The organism is Rathayibacter sp. VKM Ac-2835 (assembly GCF_013266705.1).
GTDB lineage: Bacteria > Actinomycetota > Actinomycetes > Actinomycetales > Microbacteriaceae > Rathayibacter.
Window position 1 is genome coordinate 240,051 of record NZ_JABSNQ010000002.1, and the last position, 18,292, is coordinate 258,342.

An 18,292-nucleotide genomic window follows, 5' to 3' on the forward strand; every position below is an offset into this window, starting at 1 on the left:
TCCGGCGCAGCGAGCTCATCGACCTGCCCGTTGAGAATCTTGTGAACTCTTTGCGTGCTGATTCGTCGACGAGGTCTTCCGCCTGAGGGCGACAACCCGCGCAGGTTCATCCCCCGCGCGCCACCCGCGCAGCGGCAACGCTTCATCACCATCGACCATCGACCGACGACCGACGACCGACGACCGACGATGTTGAACAACTCAACACCGACAGGTGAGCACCGTCGATGCGCCGACCATCCCGGTCAGACTGTCGTGTCCTCCTCCTTGACTGTGTCCGGTGGTCAGAATGCGAAGTCCTCCTGGTGCAGATTTCTGCGAGGTAGTCCGGCTTGCCTCAGCGCCGACTTCGCAGCTCGGCTGAGGGTGGGGCCTGCGCAGAGGTAGACGTCGCGGTGGCGGAGGTCCGGCGCGAGTCGGGTCAGGTTCTCCGCGGTCATCGCATTCGCCGGGTCCCGGGACGAACCGAGGAGGTAGATGAGTTGTGCGCGCCGGGTCGCGGCGATGAATTCGAGCTCGTCCCGGAAGAGGATGTCGTCGAGGGTCGGTGCGCGGTAGAGGAGCGTGATCGGCCCGCCGGTGAAGGGCAGCGTTTCGAAGAGTGTCCGCATCGGAGTGATGCCCACACCTCCGGCGATGAGCAGCAGCCCGTGACGGGTGCGGCGGCGCTGCGTCATGGCGCCGTACGGGCCCTCGGCGAGGATCCGAGTACCCGGCGCGAGGGACTGGATGATCCGGGTACCGTCGCCGACGGCTTTGACTGTCAGGCGGAGGGAGTCGTGGGTCGGGGGCGCGGAGAGCGAGAAGGGGTGCGCGGTGCGCCAGGTTCTCGCAGTGAGGAACCGCCAGCGGAAGAACTGGCCGGGTTCGGCGTCGAGATCCAGCAGGTCGTTCCCCCTGACGATCAGGTTGACGGTTCCCGGCCCCGCCTGCTCGACGCGAACCACGCGCAGGTGATGGCGGGAGGCCTGCAGGAGCGGCGCGATGACTCGGTAGCGGATCAGCAGCGCGAAGCTCATCGTGTAGAGAACGCTCCACAGGATCTGTACGACGGGCTTGCCCGCGAGGTCGGGGCCGGCGAGTTCGTGGGAGAAGGAGAGCGCGATCGCGAGGTAGGTCAGCAGGTGGAGGGTGTGCCAGGTCTCATACCGGAGCTTCCTCCGCGCCGAACGAGCGGAGAGCACGCCGACGAGGAGGAAGAGACCGATGGCGACGGTCGCGGCAGCGAGCCCCGGCATGGCGAGCACCTGTGTCGTCGCGGCGAAGACGCCGATGCCGTGGGCGCCGGCCCAACCGAGTGTCGCCGCGACAGCATGGACGAGCATGAGAACGAGGGTCGTCCGGCCGAGCGTGGCGTGCCACCGGGCCATCCGGTCGGCGCCGACGCCGCGTTCCAGTGCCGGAACCCGTGCCATGAGCACGAGCATCAGCGTGATCGCGTATCCCGCGAGCAGCCCGCTGAGGTGCGCGATGAGCGGCAGGTTCAGCATCAGCGGCGGCGGGGTGTTCACGACAGCCAGCAGGGACACGGAGGCGGCGCCGACCGCGAACAGAGCGAGGAGAACTGACGCCGAGAGAGCCTGTCCGCGCGGTGTCCGCACCCGACGCAGGTCAGCGACCCCGGGTGCCTGGTCGAGTGCCACGGTCACCTCCTCGCTCATCACCGTCGGCCCGGCCCCGCCCGTCGAAGCCGTCATCGTCCGCGGCCGCTCCCGAATCCGCTCCTCCCGGGTCTGGGACCACTCCCGCATCCGCGCCCCCGGGAGGAGCGGCCGCGGCTCCGGCGGGAGGTGTGACCGGACTCACCGTTGGAGCATCGAGACCGATACTCACTCCGACCACCAGCGCACCGCCGAACACAGCCGCGGAGATCAGGGCGGACAGACGGCGCCACTGGCGGGACCTCCTCGCGCTGGGCGGTGGAGGGAGGGTGTCCTGCGGGAGGCGCGTGTCGGCGCGCCGCTCAAGTAGTGGTAGCGACATGGCCGGCAACCGTTCTCGTGCTGATCGGGGAGTCTCCAGGCTCCCTGCTGTCGATGTGGCGGCCCTCTCCGAGGGCTATCGGAATGCCATGACTCTGGCTGTACGTGAGCTCATCGCAGCGAACAGGTCTCTTGGCTGATCGACAACTGCCATTCCGCCCCCAGGAAACCGGAGAAATACTCCCGGCGAGATCATCTCCCCCCCCCCGCCGCAACGACGAGGACCTCATGCCCGACACTCCTGGACCCACCCCGTACGAGGACCGCGCACCCCTCATGCCGCCTCCTGCAGAACGGGTGACGCCCCTCGAACCCGGCGACGTTGCTCCGGCGGCCGCAGCACCTCCGATCGTGTCGGAGCACCTCCGCTCGGGTCGGAGCACTCTCCTGGTACCGCTCCTCTCTCGGCGGAGCAGGCGCCGAAGGTGGGATGGCGATCCCGAGCAGGTTCCGCGTGGACTGCGGCGAGGCGCCGCCGATGGACTCTTCCGGTCGCGGCAGCTCTCGTTCTGCTGGCAGTGGGCGTTCTGGGCGGTGCGATCGGCTACGCCATCGGCGCTGACCACGGCGGGGACTCTCGCGGACACGATCACTATTCGACCTTCGTGGACCGCAGTGACCGAAACGGCAACAATTTTGGGGATGCCGGTGGCTCCACTGCCTCGTGACGCACACCCGGAGGCGAGCCATGGCCCTCTCATCGAGAGCGCATAGCGTCGTCGCGGATCCTGATTCCCCGGCGGGGGACCCCCGCGGTGGGTGACGCTCTGGGAAGGTCGATGCGATGAGCACGGTGCTGCGAACAGTCCGGCCGGTTCCCGCCACGGCGGAGGGCTCGGGGGCGGACGTCTCCTCGGGTGAGCGCCGCCGCCGGGCCCTCCGGCGGCGGATGCGCTCGGCCGATGCGCTGGTGACCGCGAGCATCGTCTCGGTCGCCGTCGCGATCGCGCTGTTCCTCGCCTCCGGTGGTCTCGAGGCCGTGACCGACCTCGCGACCGCGGTATCGGCGGCGGGGATCGTCGCCGGGCTGGTCGGGACCGATCTGCTCCTGCTGATGCTGGTGCTCGCCGCGCGCATCCCGTGGATCGATCGCACCTTCGGTCAGGACGTCGCGATGGCACTGCACCGGCGGCTCGGCAAGCCCGCGCTGCTGCTGATCCTCGGTCACGGCGTGCTGCTCACGGTCGGCTACGCGATGACGGACGGCCTCGACCTCGTGCAGGAGAGCCTCGCCCTCTACTCCGGCAGCGACATGCTGCTCGCACTGCTCGCGACCGCGCTGCTGCTGCTCGTCGTGGTCACCTCGCTCGTCGCGGTGCGCCGCCGGTTCGCCTACGAGGCGTGGCACGCGATCCACCTCCTCAGCTACGCGGCCGTGCTCGTCGCGGTGCCGCATCAGCTCTCCGCCGGTCAGGTCCTCGCCGAGGGGTCCGCGCAGCGCACCTACTGGATCGCCCTCTACGTCGCGGCGTTCGGCTCCGTCGCCTGGTTCCGGTTCGCGGTGCCCGTCGTGCGCACCCTCCGCCACCGCATCCGGGTCGAGGCGGTCGAGACGATCGCACCCGGGGTGTTCTCGCTGCACCTGACCGGGCGACGGATGCGCGCCCTCGGCGCGGTCGGCGGCCAGTACGCGATCTGGCGGTTCTGGAGCGCCGGCACCTGGTGGCACGCCCACCCCGTCTCCTTCTCCGCGGTCCCCACCGATCGCACCGCCCGGATCACCGTCCGCGTGCTGGGCCAGGGCACCGCACGCCTCGCTCGCCTGCACCCGGGCACGGCCGTGTCGATCGAGGGCCCGTACGGGATCTTCACCGAGACGGCGCGCACCGCTCCACTCCTCGCCGTCGTCGCCGCGGGCATCGGCATCACCCCCGCGCGCGCACTCCTCGAGCACAGTGCCCTGCAGCCGGGCGAGGCGACCGTCCTCCTGCGCGGGACCGACGACACCCAGGACCACCTCTGGGACGAGACGGGCGAGCTCGTGCGCCGCGGGGGCGGAACGCTCTACTGGATGCGGGGGCATCGCCCGTCCGGCATCGACACCTGGCTGTCCGCCGAGGCGCTTTCGCGAGGCGTCACGCTGACCTCGGTGTTCCCGCGGCTGCTCGACTCCGACCTCTACGTCTGCGGACCGGACGCCTGGAGCGAGCTCGTCCTCCGCGACGCCCGCAGCGCGGGCCTCCCCGAGCACCGGATCCACGTCGAGAGCTTCAGCTGGTGAGGACACGCGCCGCTCTCGCGAGCATCGTCGCGTCCACGGCCGTCCTCCTCGTGGGCTGGGACCTCGGCGCCGCGGAGAGCACTCCCGCCGGGCCGGCGCCGGATGCCGCAGCGCCCGCTGTCGCGACTCCGACTCCGATTCCGACCTCCTCGTCCGGCTCGAGCGCCTCGGGCACGTTCGAGGTGCCGACGCCGAGCTCCACCCCGTCGACGCCCTCGGCGCCCGCCGGCACCGGCGGAACCGACAGCAGCGGCGGCACCGACAGCGCCGGCGGAACGGACGGCACCTACACGGGGACCGCTGTCTCGACCCGCTACGGCGACGTGCAGGTCGCGATCACCGTCGCCGGCGGCGCGATCGCCGACGTCACCGCGCTGCAGCTGACGGACAAGGAGAACCGCTCGGTCTCGATCTCGAACCGGGCCGCGCCGATCCTGCGCAGTGAGGTCCTCGCCGCTCAGAGCGCCGACGTCGCCTCGGTCAGCGGCGCGACCTACACCAGCGACGCCTACCTCGACTCGCTGCAGTCCGCGATCGATCAGGCCGGCCTGTGATCTCGACCTTCCCCACGATGGGAACGGTCGCGAGCCTCCGGGCCGAGGCCGACGCACCTCTGCCGGCGATGCAAGCGGTCTTCCGGTCCGCGGACGAGCGGTTCAGCCTGTACCGGCCGGAGTCGGAGGCGAGCAGGATCGCCGACGGCCGGCTCCGCCTCGCCGATGCGAGCGCGGAGATGCGCGACGCCTACGCCGAGGCCCTCGAGTGGCGCACCGCCACCGACGGCGCCTTCACCCCGCACCGCCCGGACGGCGTGCTCGACCTGGCCGGCACGGTCAAGGCCCGCGCGATCGCTGCGGCCGGGAGGCTGCTGGAGCGCGGCGACGGCTCGCCGTGGCTCCTGACCGTCGGGGGCGACGTCCTCGGATCCCGCGCCGCCGCCGTTGACGCCGACCACGCCGACCCGGTCCGGATCGGGATCGTCGATCCCGACGACCGCCGGTCACTGCTGTGCGCCGTCCCACTGACCGGCGATCGGCGTGCCGTCGCGACGTCGGGGACCGCCGAACGCGGGGAGCACGTCTGGCGGCGCCCGCACGACCCGGACGGAGCCCGCTTCCGCCAGGTCACCGTCCTCGCGGACGACATCCTCACCGCGGACGTCCTCGCCACCGCGATCCTCGCCGGCGGCGAGCCGACCCTCGACCGCGTCCTCTCCCGCTGGGACGTCGACGTCCTCGCCTGCGGCACCGGGGGAGACCTCCTGGTCTCCGACCGGCTCCGCGCGGCGATCAGCACTCGCTCGACGATGCAGGCGAGCGTCATAGATGCGTCATAGGAATTGCAAAGGACGCGGCGGCTGAATGGGAACACCTCGCTCGCCGACCTCGTGTCGGCCCGTCTTCAGGAGTTCTCGTGCTCGCATTCGCCACCGTCGCCATCGACCTCGCCGCCATCGCTCTGCTGACGTTCGGCATCTATTTCCCCCGCCACCGCAGGCGGGACCTCGTCGCCGCGTTTCTCGGCGTGAACGTCGGCGTCCTCGCGGTCTCGCTGGTCCTGGCCTCCAGCACGGTCGGGGCCGGTCTCGGACTGGGCCTGTTCGGGGTCCTGTCGATCATCCGTCTGAGGTCGGACGAGATCGAGCAGCACGAGGTCGCCTACTACTTCTCCGCTCTGGCCATCGGCCTCATCAGCGGTCTGGGCACCGCACCGTCCGCACTGACGGTCGGTCTGATCGCGCTGATCATCGCGGTCCTGTTCATCGCCGACCACCCGCGGCTGTTCTCGCGCACCCGTCAGCAGACGATCACTCTGGACAGCGCCTTCACCGACGAGGGCGCCCTGACCGAGCACCTGGCCGCGCTGCTCGGCGGCCGCATCCGGTCGGTGCAGGTCCGCCAGCTCGACCTCGTCAACGACACCACGCAGGTCGACGTCCGCTTCGACGTCGCGGAGCGACGCTCCCGCGGCGGGCAGCACGACGAGCTCGCCCCGGCCACCTCCGCCATCGGCGTCACGGTCTCGCGATGACCGCCGTGACGACGTCGCGTCTGCAGTCGTTCGCCCCGATCAGCCTCCCCGAGCTCGTCGACCAGGCGTCCCTGCAGACCCGGATCGACCGCAAGTACCTGATTCCCGCGGGCAGCCTGGACGCCGTGCTCGCCCGGCTGGACGACAGCACCCGCGTGCTCGAGATCGACGGGCGCCGCGACTGCGACTACGAGTCGATCTACTTCGACACCCCGCAGCTGGACAGCTACCACCTCGCCGTGCGCGGCCGCAGGCGGCGCTTCAAGATCCGCACCCGCACCTATCTCGACTCCGCGACGAGCTACCTCGAGGTGAAGACGCGCGGATCCCGCAGCAGCACCGTCAAGGAGCGGATCGACTACCCGGCCGGCAGGCGCGACGAGCTCACCGCGGAGGGTGTCGCCTACATCGACGAGACCCTCGCGGCGACGGGAATCGCCCTGGACTCCCGAGAACTCGCCCCGGTGCTGTCCACCGAGTACGCCCGGACGACGCTCTTCCTCCCCGGATCCGCCACCCGCGCCACGATCGACACCCGCCTCGTCTGGCGGCTGCGCAGCGCACCCGCCCGAGTGCTGGATCGACCGGCCGTGGTCGTCGTCGAGACCAAGTCGGCCTCCCGCCCGTCCGAGGTCGACCGGGCGCTCTGGGCAGAAGGCCACCGCCCCGTCTCGCTCTCGAAATACGGGACCGGGATGGCCGCATTCCGCTCCGAGCTCCCCGCCAACAAGTGGACCCGCACCCTCGACCGTCATTTCGACCGGGCCCCCGCCCGAGTCGTCTCTCCCCGATAGGACCACCATGCACAACCGCACCCGCCCGCTGTCCGTCCTCGCCGTCCTGGGTCTCACCGGCGCTCTCCTCACCAGCTGCACCGCCGCCGCGGTCGCCGGCTCCGCCTTCGGCACCACGACCGACTCGAGCTCCACCGCCCCCGCCGACACGAGCACCGACGACACGGAGGCGGGCACCACCGTCGAGGCCGTCGGCACCACCCTCGACTCCACCGCCACGCAGATCCTCGCAGCGAACGCCGCCGTGCACGCAACCGACCAGGCCGCCGACGCCACCTCGACGAGCATCACCCTCTCCAGCGACAGCGCCGCGGCCGACGGGGACGCCGTCCGCGTCGACGGCTCCACCGTCACCATCACCGACGCCGGCACCTACGTCCTCAGCGGCACCCTCACCGACGGCCAGGTCATCGTGGACACCACCGCCGAAGGAACCGTGCGGCTCGTGCTCGACGGCGTCGACATCGCAAGCTCCACCGGTTCCGCAATCACGGTCACCGCCGCCTCCGACGTCGTCGTGGAACTCGCCGCCGGGTCGACGAACACCCTCAGCGACACCGCCTCCTACGCCGAAGACGCGGAGTCGAACGCCGCGCTCTACAGCGCTGCCGACCTCACCATCACGGGCGACGGCTCCCTCGATGTGCAGGGCAACGGCAACGACGGCATCACCGGCAAGGACGGCCTCGTCATCCTCTCCGGCACCATCACCGTCGACGCCGTCGACGACGGCATCCGCGGCAAGGACTACCTCGTCGTCCAGGGCGGCACGCTCGCCGTCACCGCCGGCGGCGACGGACTCACCTCCGACAACGAGGAAGACGCCACCGCGGGCTTCGTCTCGATCACCGGCGGCGACATCACCGTCGACGCGCAGGGCGACGCGGTCGTCGCCGTCACGGACGTCGTCGTCACGGGAGGAACCCTCGACCTGACCGCGGGGGGTGGCAGCGGCGCGCAGCTCGCGACCGACGCCTCTGCCAAGGGGCTGAAGGCCGGGATCATCGTCGACCTCGAAGGCGGGGACGTGACCATCGACTCCGCCGACGACGCCGTGCACTCCGACACCTGGGTGCACACCACCGCTGGAACCTTGACGCTCGCCACGGGCGACGACGGCGTCCACGCCGATTCGGCCCTGCTCCTCGATGGAGCGGATATCGCCGTGACCGACTCGGTCGAGGGGATCGAGAGCGCCGACATCCGGATCACCGACGGCGACATCTCCGTCGTCTCCAGCGACGACGGCCTGAACGCCTCCGGCGGAACCGGCACCGACTCCGACGGGGCCGCGACCGGAACGACGGGTGGTCCCGGCGGAGGCATGGGCGGCGAGGGCGATGACGGCTCCGTGATCACCCTCAGCGGCGGCACCGTCACCATCGATGCCGAGGGCGACGGCTTCGACTCCAACGGCAGCGCCACCATCAGCGGCGGCAGCCTCACCGTCAACGGACCCGAGCAGAGCGGCAACGGTGCACTCGACGTCAACGGTGCCCTCGTCGTCACCGGCGGAGAGGTGCTCGCCACGGGCAGCGCCGGGATGATGGTCTCGCCCGACGCGTCCTCGACCCAGGGCTGGATCTCCTCCGCCCTCAGCAGCACGCTCCCGGCGGGCACCGAGGTGACGATCACCGACGCGGGCGGCACCACCGTCACGACGTTCACGACGTCGAAGACGATCGCGGGCGTCGTCTACGCCGGCTCGGAGATCACCTCGGGCGAGAGCTACACCCTCACCACCGACGGCACGACCCTCGCCACCGTCACCGCGGGCACGGCCGCCGCCGGAGGTGGAGGCATGGGGGGCGGCCGCTGACAGTCTAGAACCGACATCGCTGAGAGGCCGACGGCCGTGATCCCCCGATCACGGTCGTCGGCCCTTTCGCGATGCGCCCGGAACTCCGACACGGGCTCCACCGCAGGGCTCTCCGGCGATGCCGGGCAGGACTGAGGCGAAGACGCCGTCGGGGCCGCAGCGGCCGCACAGGGGTCCGGGACCGCAGAGAGCATCGGCCGGTACTCGTTCCTCGTGGACGACGATCCCGCCGCCGCCGCCGCCGTCGGCTGCTCTGCTCCCGGAGGCGACCGGGAGTACTCGTCCGCCGTTCGAGCATCGAACGGGGAGGGCATCGCCGATGACGTCCGTCAGCGCCGGCACCTCCTCGCTCACGCGGGAAGAAGACGCCTAGACCTCGCTCGTAGCACGAGGAGTCGCCACCTCACGCGGCACACCGGCTTCCTCCTCGGTGGATGAGGAGGACGGGTGCGACGTCCGAGTGAACACGACCGCGCGCTGAACGCCGAAGCTGACGACTGCGAGCATCACGTCCGTGAGCGGTTTCGCGATGACCAGGGGGACACCCGCCACCGTCGATGCGGAGAGCAGGAGCGATCCGCCGATAAGAAGCACCAGGGCCAGCGCGGCGTAGGCGAACAGCTGCCGTCCGAGCGGTTTTTGCCTCCCCGCTGCGAACACGACCCTGCGGTTCAGCGCGAAGTTGATCGAGGCGCTCAGCAGGCGCGCCGCGATGAGGGAGGCGATCAGCGGGAGACCCAGCGCGACCAGGGTGAGCAGCGCCACCGTGTCGAGCGCGAAAGCGAGCAGCGACGACGAGGCGAAGGCCACAAGCGGACGGGCGACCCGCCACGAGTCGACCAGCGGCCGGAAGTGCGAGCGTGCGTTGTGCTCGAGGTAGACGGTCTCGATCGGCACCTCGAGCACGTGCAGACGGTCGCGCGAGGCGCGCAGGAGCAGTTCCATCTCGTAGTCGAACCCGTCTGCCGGGGTGCCCAGCAGCCAGGGCAGCATCCGAGCAGGGTAGGCCCGCAGACCGGTCTGCGTGTCGTGGACAGCGAGACCGGTGAGCCCGCCGACGATCCCGGTCGCGGCGGCGTTCCCGATGCGGCTGCGAAGAGGTGTGCCGGCCGTGAACGATCTGCCTCCGAGGACGATGTCCGCCGAACTCGCGCAGCAGGCGGCCGCGACGGCCAGCACATCGTGCGGCCGGTGCTGCCCATCGCTGTCCGCGCACACCACGTCGTCTCTCGAGCCGGTCGCGATCAGGTGCGCGAAGGCTGTGCGCAGGGCTGCACCCTTGCCCAGGTTGCGGGGGTGCGCGAGCACCGTCGCGCCGGCGGCAGCCGACTCCGCGAAGACGTGCGCGAAGCGCGGCCCGCTGCCGTCGTCGACGACGACGACGCGCACTTCCTCTTCCCGGAGTGACTGGATCAGCTCGAGCAGCCGGTGGTCGGGTTCGAGAGAGGGGATGACGACGGTGGTCATCGGGCGATGTAGAGGATGTCGGAGGTGCCGCGCTCGGTGCCCTTGCCGAGTGGGTCGTTGACCAGCGCATCGTTGAAGACCATGGTCGAGGAGCCGCCGCCGTCGAGGTTGTAGGCCGTGCGGGCTCCGAGGTCGGCCATCAGCGCCGCGAGCTCGGGGAGTGTCGCGCCGCGGCTGTAGCCGGTGCTGCGTCCGTCGACGACGACGAAGACGAGGTGATTGTCGCCGATGACGCCGATGCAGGTGCGTGGCTGCTCACCTTGGATGGAGTGGTTGCCGATGTTGGTGTCGATCTCGATGTCCTCGATCCCGGCGATGACCTTCCCGTCCTCGAGGATCGCGGGACCGAAGGACAGGGTGTTCCAGCAGCCCTGCGCGAGCAGTTCGTTCGCCGTGGTCGCTGTCTCGTCGTAGACCCGGACGGAGCCGTCGGTGAAGAACGCGAGCCCGTCGCGGGCCGGGGAGTCGCGGAACACTGCGCCGTTGCGCAGCACGATGCCCGTGTCGCGGAAGCCGTAGTAGTCGCCGTTGATGGCGAACACGGCGCCGTTGTCGGCCGCGATGGCGGAGGTCGTCTCGATGATGTTCTCGCCGAAGCTGTCCTTCGCGAACGCCGACCGGAGGACGGTCGCGTCGGTCAGGACGATCTCCGCCGCATACCAGGTGAGGGTGTCGGCGCCGCTGCCGCTGGAGTGGGTGCTGATCGTGATCTCCGCGCTGTCGGACCGATAGCTCGTCGCCGTCAGAGTCGCGTCTGCAGCCGAGGTGCCGGCGGACGTGTCCACGGAGGAGTTCTCCGCCTCGAACTCGGACGCGTCCGCGATCTCGACGTGCTCGAGGACGAAACGGTCCAGCGCCCACGCCACGCCGCCGCCCACCACAGCCAGTGCGCCGGCCGCGCCTCCCAGCAGGAACGAGCGGCGACTCGGACGGCGACGGTCGGAGGGCGGTGCGGCGGCAGGGGTCGTGTTCTCGTCCATGGATACCGTCGTACGCGCCGGGTCAGGCACGACCATTCGAGGGGTCTAGGCACTTCCCAAGAGTGCTGCCCACCGCCGTGCCGGCGGTCGCGCAGCGGGAGCGCGAACTCCGCAGAGGAGGTGAGTACTTGCTCAAAGGGCTCACATAGAAAGCTTTCCTACGCTCTTCCTCACGTCGTGTGAACGGCTACTCCGGTAGGGCAGGTGCGGGTCCGGTTCATGGCCGTGGCGGGAGCCGGGGCGGCGTGGAAGCCCCCTGCGCTCCCTGACTTGCATCCTCGACTGCCCGGGGACACCGAGCCCCTTCATCGGCCACCGTGAAACGCGTCTCGACCGAACGACTCTTCTCCTGGAAGGAGATCCAGTGGACGACCTGGCCCTGTCCCTCAGAGCTGCACAGCACTTGGGGGACCTCACCGCCCAGATGCACATCGACGCCCTCTGGAGGGCCAAGGGCGATGCCGATGAGGCGCGCTGGATGCTCAACCGCCTCGCTGCGGAGTTGCGCACCACGAGGAGGATGCTCGAGGCGACTCAGGACCCGGAGTGGTGGGACACCGCGACGTCCGACGACATCGCGAACACGTACCAGGCTGCCGTGACGTGGAGTCGAGATCACCCCGACATTGCGATGCTGATGAGGCGGATGACAACGGAGCTCGAGATGAGGTACAACCTCCGTCTCAACTGAGGCCACGCCTCAGCACACGTGCATCGCGCCAGCGGCACGCAATACGGGAACACGTGCGCCTGTGCACCGGGGTGAGACGGAATCGAGATCGACCGCGCCAGTCGGGGTTCGTTTCTCGCCGACGAGATCCGCACACCGCAGATCCAGGCGAGCTCGCCGCCTGATGAAGGCGACGGCGAGGCGCGACGGCAGACAGCCACAAGGCGACCTTGATCGCAGCAATCAGCCGGTACGGCCGAACCGCTGCACAGAGCAGTCCGCGCCCATGGCAGGCAGCTCTGCCCGACCCCCTACTCGGCCGGACGATCCTTTCCCACGGTGGCTGCCTCGCAAGAGCCCGGGATCCTCTTTCGTGCAGACGAGTCGGACCCGTTCGCACCGGTGATGGCGCGCCTCGCCGTCGTCGTGCCGTCAGGCTGCGCCGCTTCGATGCGTGCCGTTCTCGGCTTCGGCTTGCAGCATGCGTTCGAACCTCGGAGATATTCGTGAAGCATCGGCCATGAAGTGCCAGCCGCTGATTCGCCACGACGAAGTCGAGGATCGGTCTTAGGTAGCGCAGAGGCAATCCATCGATTCCTGGTGCTCACTGGCTTCATGACGAGCACATCTTCTCGCCCGGTCGGCGCGCCGCGGCCTCCCACGGCCCGCGCTTCCACCGCCCGCGAGCATCTCTTAGCGGCTCAGGGCCGGCGACGACGAGCAGCGCGCAACATCCTCGTGGGTGCGGTCTGGGCCTCCGCCGTTCTCGCGGTGGTCCTCTGGGCCACCTCCGGCGCTGCCACCGTGACCGGAGACGGCCGGATCGTGATCGTCCTCGGGATCATCGCCGGTCTCGTCGGAACCGACCTCATCCTGGTCATGCTCGTCCTCGCCGCTCGCGTCCCTGTGATCGACCGTGTCGTCGGGCACGACGCTGCGATGGCGCTGCACGGGCGCCTGGGAAAACCGGCCCTCTACCTGCTCCTCGCTCACGCGGCACTGCTCATCGTCGGCTACTCCCTCGACTCCGGTGAAGGCATCGTGACGCTGGTCGGGGCACTGTGGGCCGCTGTCGACGTGCGACTGGCGATCATCGGGCTGGCAGCACTGATCGTCGTCGTCGTCACGTCAGTGGTCGCCGTGCGGAGAGTTCTGCCGTACGAGACATGGCACGCGGTGCATCTGCTGTCCTACCTCGCGGTCGTCCTCGCCGTGCCCCACCAGCTGCAGCAAGGCCAGGTCCTCGCCGAGACGAGCTGGCAGCGGAGCTACTGGATCGCGCTCTACGTCACAGCCCTCGGCTGCATCGTCTGGTACCGGTTCGTGAGGCCCGTGATCCGCTCCCTGCGCCACCGAGTCACAGTCGAGGACGTTCAGCCCCTCGGCGACGGCGTCGTCTCGATCCACTTGGCCGGCCGCGACCTCAGCACGCTCGCCGCACGGGGAGGCCAGTTCTTCATGTGGCGTTTCTGGGCCGGAGGGACGTGGTGGCACGCCCACCCGTTGTCACTCTCCGCGGCACCCACCGACCGGTCTCTCCGCCTCACCGTCCGTGCTCTCGGCCGGGGAAGCGCAGCTCTCGCTCGCCTCGAGCCCGGCACTCCCGTCTCTTTCGAGGGGCCGTACGGGGTGTTCACCGACAGCAGCCGCAGCCATGTGCAGGTCGCGGTCGTGGCATCCGGCATCGGGATCACTCCGGTCAGGGCCTTCCTCGAGGACCTGGAGGCGCCCCCCGGGGCCGTGACCGTCCTCCTGCGAGCTCACAGCGACCGAGAGACCCACCTGTGGGGAGAAGTGCTCGAGTGGGCACGAGCGCGAGAGCATCAGGTCTTCACGAGCATCGGCCCCCGTGGCCGGGGTCCCGCCGGATGGCTCTCGGCAGAAGACGCCTCCCGCGGCGTGCGCGCGTCGACGGTGTTCCCGAACCTTCGGCAGTCCGACCTCTTCATCTGCGGGTCACCGCGGTGGGCCGACCTCGTCGAATCCGACGCACGAGCCGCAGGGCTCCTCCCTGCACAGATCCACCGCGAACGGTTCGGCTGGTGACAGGTCACCCCGACCGTCCCGATGACGTCACCACAACGAAGGAGCACCATGCCCTCTCCCAACTCACGCTGGTCCACACGGATGACCGCCTCCCTGACCGCCGTCCTGGCTCTCGTCGGGACCGGCGCGATCGGATCGGGTCTCTACCTCGGCCACGCTCTCCTCGCTGAGGACACATCCACGTCGTCCACCACCACCGAGACGGAAGCCGAATCCTCTTCCAACACCGAGTCCGCGGGACCGACCGACACGTCGACCACGAACGACACGCCGGACGAGAACGCCACTGAGGACACCGGCGCGACCACGCAGACCGAAGAATCGACAGGCTCAGGCGTCTCACCGGGAACAGGCGCCGGACAGCAGTCCCAGACCTCCGGATCATGACGCCCGACCACCGCGAAGAACCCTTCGCACAACACGCCTGGGAACTGTGGACCACGACAGCTCAGGTCGTTGTTCACAGCTCTGACCTTGACGTCCTCGCCGAAGCGGAACGCCACGTCCGCGCAGTCACCACCGCTGTCGAAAACGCCTGCAGCCGTTTCCGATCCGACTCCGAACTGATGGCTCGCTCAGCTGCCCTCATCGACGGGACCCACGTCTCCCCGATGCTCGCTGCGCTCGTCCGCATCGCTCTTGCCGCCGCTCGCGCCACCGACGGCGACGTCGACCCCTCCCTGGGCGTCCACATGACGCATCTCGGGTACGACCGTGCCCAGCCCCTCACCACCATCGACGTCCCGACGACGACAGGCGGCACTCTCGACAACCTCCGCGCTCTCCCCGTGACGTCAGCGGCGTGGCGCGATATCCAACTCCGCGGAGACTGGATACGAGTCCCGGAAGGCGTCGTCCTCGATCTGGGGGCGACGGCCAAGGCTGCTGCGGCAGACATGGCGGCCGCCGCCGCCGCTCAGGCCACTGGAGTGGGAGTCCTCGTATCGCTCGGCGGAGACATCGCCACGGCGGGCCCTGGCCCGACGAGCGGCTGGCAGGTCCTCGTGGAGGATCTCCCCGAAGACCCCTCCCAAACGATCTCGCTGCAGAGCGGTTGGGCCATCGCCACCTCGAGCACCAGACGTCGACGGTGGGGACACGACGGGGCCTCCGTGCACCACATCCTCGACCCGCGGTGGGGCATCCCCGCGGAGCCCGTTTGGCGCTCGGTCACCGTGGCTGCGCCCACCTGCGTCACGGCCAACACGTGGTCGACCGCAGCCGTCGTTCGAGGACGTCGAGCCGCCTCCGAACTCGCTGCAGCACGACGCGCCTCGCGACTGGTAGACGCATCCCGTCACGTGATCACAACCCCCGCTTGGCCCGCCCCCTAACTGCTGCCAGCCCGACGCCAGGCAAATGAGAGCACCTGGACGCGACCAAGCCGTCTCGCGAGGAGCCCGAGACTGAGTACGGCGGACTTCTATCCTGCGTGGGATGGGCGTGCTGCTCACCAATGGAGCATCTCGTCGTCCGACGTCCCCACGCTCGCCCATCCCCTTTCACTGAGCGCCGACGTGAACACAGAGAGCACATCGGAGCCGCAGGGCTAGCTCATAGGAGCGTCTCGATACTGAAAGCATGACAACCCACGCCTCTGGTATCGCCTCCCCCTCGTCCCACTTCACGGCCGAGCGGCGCCCGCGACTCACCAGGGCCGACGGGCTACCGGTACGCGTTCTCGTCGTTGACGACGAAGACGCGCTGACCGATCTGCTTCGGATGGCGCTGGGATACGAGGGCTGGGAAGTGCGCACTGCCGCGGCGGGCCACCCGGCGATGACGCTCGCGCGAGAGTTCCGCCCCGACGTCATCGTGCTCGACGTGATGCTGCCGGATATCGACGGTCTTCAGGTCCTTCAGCGCGTTCGCGCCGCCGGAAACGCCGCCCCTGTTCTTTTCCTCACGGCCAAGGACGCTCTCGATGACCGGATCGCTGGGCTGACAGCAGGGGGCGATGACTACGTCACCAAGCCGTTCTCGCTCGAGGAGCTCGTCGCCCGGTTGCGCGGGCTCATCCGTCGCTCGACCCTGCTCGCCGTTGAGCTCGACAACCCCGAGGTCGTCGTCGGTGATCTCGTGCTGAACGAGGACAGCCACGAGGTGCGCCGCGGAGCCGACGAGATCGAGCTGACCGCGACCGAGTTCGAGCTGCTGCGCTTCCTGATGCGCAACCCGCGCCGGGTGCTGAGCAAGGCGCAGATCCTCGACCGGGTCTGGTCGTACGACTTCGGCGGCAGGTCGAGCGTGGTCGAGATCTACATCTCGTATCTGCGCAAGAAGATCGACGCCGGGAGGGCGCCGATGATCCACACGGTGCGCGGCGCCGGCTACCTGCTGAAGCCTGCGCAGTAGTGAGCACGGGTCACGGTCGGCGGCACACAGTGCCGGCGGCTCTTACCTCCCGCTCCATCAGAGGCTCTTCCGCACGGCAGACCACCCATGCCGGCGGCTCTCGCTGCCGTCGTGGTCCGTGGACATTGCGGCGTCGGATGGTCGTCACGGTGGTGGCGTTGGTTGCCGTGACCGCTGGCATCGTCGCTGCGGTGAGTCTTCTCTCGCTGCGGAGCATCCTCTACAGCAGCACCGACGTTCAGCTGAGTGAATCGCTGCAGCGCCTGCAGGACTTCGATGGGCCCGGCCGGTTCGAGGGGCCAGACGCGATCGAGCGGGCGACGACCTGCTCCGGTGGCTCCTTCGGTGACGGACCGAGTCAGGACCTCAGCACCATCACAGCCGTCCAGCAATCGGACGGCTCGTTCGTAGGCGCATACACCGACGCGGCCGACACCTGTCAGCAGCTCTCTGATTCCGCTGACTCTGTATTGGGGTCCGCCGTTGCCGCTGATGGCGACGAGGTGTCCATCGACCTGCCGGGCGAGCTCGGTCAGTACCGAGTCCGTGCGGCCGTCGTGGAAGGTGCAGTGGTCGTCGTCGGCGTACCGTTGCGCGGCGTGGCCGCGACCTTGGGATCGTTGACCGTCGTCGTTGTGATCGTCGTTCTTGCGGCGATGCTGCTCGCGGCACTGCTCGCGACCGCCATCATCAAGGTCGCCCTGCGACCGTTCGAGCGGGTGGAGGCGATCGCCACCCGCGTGGCGGAGCTGCCCCTCGAACGTGGCGAGGTCGAGCTCGCCGAGAGGGTGCCTGAGGAGGACGCCGACACTCGCACCGAGGTCGGCCGCGTCGGCGTCGCCTTCAACCGGATGCTCGACCACGTCACCGGCGCCCTGGAGGCTAGGCAGGAGAGCGAGAACAAAGTGCGGCAGTTCGTTGCCGATGCCTCGCACGAGCTGCGCACGCCGTTGGCTGCGATCCGCGGCTACGCCGAACTGCCGCGCCGGAGCGAAGCGAAGTTGTCGGAGGAGGCGGCCTACTCGCTCGACCGCATCGAGTCGGCAGCGATGCGGATGACCTCGCTCGTCGAGGATCTCCTCTTGCTCGCACGCCTCGACGAGGGGCGTGCTCTCCAGAAGGAGCCCGTCGACCTGACCATGCTGCTGATAGAAGCAGTGTCGGACGCGCACGTCGCCGGTCCTGACCACGAGTGGGATCTCGAACTGCCCGAGGAGCCGCTCGAGATCCCCGGAGACCGCTTCCGGCTGCACCAGGTGGTCGCAAATCTGCTGCGCAATGCCACCGTGCACACACCCCCGGGTACACGCGTCGTCACGACGCTCGCCCAAGACCGGGACGAACGAGGGCAAAGGATCGCCGTGGTGAGCGTGACAGACTCCGGGCCGGGTATCGACCCTGCGCTCGTACCGGTGCTGTTCGAGCGCTTCTCCCGCGGCGACTCATCGCGAGCCCGCACGACCGGCTCGACAGGACTGGGCCTGGCGATCGTCGCAGCCGTCGTGGAAGCACACGGCGGACGCATCACTGTCGCCTCCGAGCAGCACCGCACCACGTTCCGCGTCGAGCTCCCGGCGGAGTGTAGGGCGTAAGACGGACCACGCTGCGATATTCGTCCCAGGCGCTGCGCCAGGACTGGAAAAGCGCCTGTCGTTTGTGATCACGATCGACCCTGGAGTGAGGAGTTCGCGAAGCGTTCCTTCCACAACCCGAATGACGAGAACCCCCTAAGGGCGAAATACATGCTGTTCCGGAGAGTGATCGATGAATCGCTGGCCGCGCTGATGACCACCGACACCACAGAGATGCTGGACTTGATGGACCGCTTCAAGGACGTGCTGGTCCTTCTTCCCGGTGTGCTGTCATGAGCGCGCTGGTCGACTGGCTTCGACATCCCCTCTACCTCGCCGTGACTGCCGCCGGCACC

The 18,292-nt window shown here is 69.2% G+C and carries 16 protein-coding genes; 13 read left to right on the forward strand and 3 right to left on the reverse strand.

Going from position 1 to position 18,292, the window contains the following annotated elements; all coding sequences use genetic code 11:
- Positions 1–284: 284 nt before the first annotated feature.
- A complete protein-coding gene (locus HRK28_RS09045) occupies positions 285–1,643 on the reverse strand; it encodes a ferredoxin reductase family protein (protein WP_217274627.1) in 1,359 nt (452 codons plus the stop codon).
- Between the two features lie 1,123 nt (positions 1,644–2,766).
- Between HRK28_RS09045 and HRK28_RS09050 the strand changes: the two genes are divergently transcribed.
- The 6 genes from HRK28_RS09050 (at position 2,767) to HRK28_RS09075 (ending at position 8,847) form a co-directional block, all read left to right on the forward strand.
- Positions 2,767–4,203, forward strand: coding sequence for a ferric reductase-like transmembrane domain-containing protein (locus HRK28_RS09050; protein ID WP_173251181.1), 1,437 nt, complete (start codon positions 2,767–2,769; stop codon positions 4,201–4,203).
- The gene (locus HRK28_RS09055) at positions 4,200–4,757 is read left to right on the forward strand and encodes an FMN-binding protein (RefSeq protein ID WP_173251182.1); all 558 of its coding nucleotides are present in this window, start codon (positions 4,200–4,202) and stop codon (positions 4,755–4,757) included. The genes HRK28_RS09050 and HRK28_RS09055 overlap by 4 nt, the downstream gene beginning before the upstream one ends.
- Entirely contained in the window at positions 4,754–5,539 is a 786-nt protein-coding gene (locus tag HRK28_RS09060; protein WP_367948379.1) for an FAD:protein FMN transferase, read from the forward strand. Before HRK28_RS09055 ends, HRK28_RS09060 begins: the two co-directional genes overlap by 4 nt.
- Before the next feature lie 77 nt (positions 5,540–5,616).
- A complete protein-coding gene (locus tag HRK28_RS09065; protein WP_173251183.1) occupies positions 5,617–6,234 on the forward strand; it encodes a DUF4956 domain-containing protein in 618 nt (205 codons plus the stop codon).
- Positions 6,231–7,028: a polyphosphate polymerase domain-containing protein gene (locus HRK28_RS09070; protein ID WP_173251184.1), complete on the forward strand. Its 798-nt coding sequence runs from the start codon at positions 6,231–6,233 to the stop codon at positions 7,026–7,028. The genes HRK28_RS09065 and HRK28_RS09070 overlap by 4 nt, the downstream gene beginning before the upstream one ends.
- A gap of 7 nt (positions 7,029–7,035) precedes the next feature.
- Complete coding sequence (locus HRK28_RS09075; protein ID WP_173251185.1) at positions 7,036–8,847, forward strand: carbohydrate-binding domain-containing protein; 1,812 nt, start codon at positions 7,036–7,038, stop codon at positions 8,845–8,847.
- 369 nt (positions 8,848–9,216) lie between these two features.
- On the opposite strand, the gene HRK28_RS09080 is transcribed toward HRK28_RS09075, so the two are convergent.
- Both HRK28_RS09080 and HRK28_RS09085 read right to left on the reverse strand, forming a co-directional pair.
- Positions 9,217–10,314 (reverse strand): glycosyltransferase, encoded by a 1,098-nt coding sequence (locus tag HRK28_RS09080; protein WP_173251186.1) that lies wholly within the window; start codon positions 10,312–10,314, stop codon positions 9,217–9,219.
- Entirely contained in the window at positions 10,311–11,294 is a 984-nt protein-coding gene (locus HRK28_RS09085) for a phosphodiester glycosidase family protein (RefSeq protein ID WP_173251187.1), read from the reverse strand. Before HRK28_RS09085 ends, HRK28_RS09080 begins: the two co-directional genes overlap by 4 nt.
- A gap of 364 nt (positions 11,295–11,658) precedes the next feature.
- Here HRK28_RS09085 and HRK28_RS09090 point away from each other — a divergent pair, with 364 nt between their 5' ends.
- From HRK28_RS09090 to HRK28_RS20525, 7 genes are all read left to right on the forward strand, one after another.
- Positions 11,659–11,985, forward strand: coding sequence for a hypothetical protein (locus HRK28_RS09090; RefSeq protein WP_173251188.1), 327 nt, complete (start codon positions 11,659–11,661; stop codon positions 11,983–11,985).
- A gap of 504 nt (positions 11,986–12,489) precedes the next feature.
- Positions 12,490–14,010, forward strand: coding sequence for a ferric reductase-like transmembrane domain-containing protein (locus HRK28_RS09095; protein ID WP_217274628.1), 1,521 nt, complete (start codon positions 12,490–12,492; stop codon positions 14,008–14,010).
- Positions 14,011–14,058: 48 nt separating this feature from the next.
- Positions 14,059–14,397, forward strand: a complete 339-nt coding sequence (locus HRK28_RS09100; RefSeq protein WP_173251190.1) for a hypothetical protein — start codon at positions 14,059–14,061, stop codon at positions 14,395–14,397.
- Positions 14,394–15,344, forward strand: coding sequence for an FAD:protein FMN transferase (locus HRK28_RS09105; RefSeq protein WP_173251191.1), 951 nt, complete (start codon positions 14,394–14,396; stop codon positions 15,342–15,344). The genes HRK28_RS09100 and HRK28_RS09105 overlap by 4 nt, the downstream gene beginning before the upstream one ends.
- A 247-nt stretch (positions 15,345–15,591) precedes the next feature.
- Complete coding sequence (locus HRK28_RS09110) at positions 15,592–16,365, forward strand: response regulator transcription factor (RefSeq protein ID WP_173251192.1); 774 nt, start codon at positions 15,592–15,594, stop codon at positions 16,363–16,365.
- 137 nt (positions 16,366–16,502) lie between these two features.
- On the forward strand, positions 16,503–17,957 hold the full coding sequence (locus HRK28_RS09115; RefSeq protein ID WP_173251193.1) for a cell wall metabolism sensor histidine kinase WalK: 1,455 nt from the start codon (positions 16,503–16,505) through the stop codon (positions 17,955–17,957).
- Positions 17,958–18,107: 150 nt separating this feature from the next.
- Positions 18,108–18,233: a hypothetical protein gene (locus HRK28_RS20525; protein ID WP_302051494.1), complete on the forward strand. Its 126-nt coding sequence runs from the start codon at positions 18,108–18,110 to the stop codon at positions 18,231–18,233.
- Positions 18,234–18,292 lie beyond the last annotated feature (59 nt).

Coding starts and splice junctions, on each gene's coding strand:
- HRK28_RS09050 (WP_173251181.1), top strand. CDS start 2,767: ATGAGCACGGTGCTGCGAACAGTCCGGCCGGTTCCCGCCACGGCGGAG.
- HRK28_RS09070 (WP_173251184.1), top strand. CDS start 6,231: ATGACCGCCGTGACGACGTCGCGTCTGCAGTCGTTCGCCCCGATCAGC.
- HRK28_RS09075 (WP_173251185.1), top strand. CDS start 7,036: ATGCACAACCGCACCCGCCCGCTGTCCGTCCTCGCCGTCCTGGGTCTC.
- HRK28_RS09080 (WP_173251186.1), bottom strand. CDS start 10,314: ATGACCACCGTCGTCATCCCCTCTCTCGAACCCGACCACCGGCTGCTC.
- HRK28_RS09085 (WP_173251187.1), bottom strand. CDS start 11,294: ATGGACGAGAACACGACCCCTGCCGCCGCACCGCCCTCCGACCGTCGC.
- HRK28_RS09100 (WP_173251190.1), top strand. CDS start 14,059: ATGCCCTCTCCCAACTCACGCTGGTCCACACGGATGACCGCCTCCCTG.
- HRK28_RS09105 (WP_173251191.1), top strand. CDS start 14,394: ATGACGCCCGACCACCGCGAAGAACCCTTCGCACAACACGCCTGGGAA.
- HRK28_RS09110 (WP_173251192.1), top strand. CDS start 15,592: ATGACAACCCACGCCTCTGGTATCGCCTCCCCCTCGTCCCACTTCACG.
- HRK28_RS09115 (WP_173251193.1), top strand. CDS start 16,503: ATGGTCGTCACGGTGGTGGCGTTGGTTGCCGTGACCGCTGGCATCGTC.
- HRK28_RS20525 (WP_302051494.1), top strand. CDS start 18,108: ATGCTGTTCCGGAGAGTGATCGATGAATCGCTGGCCGCGCTGATGACC.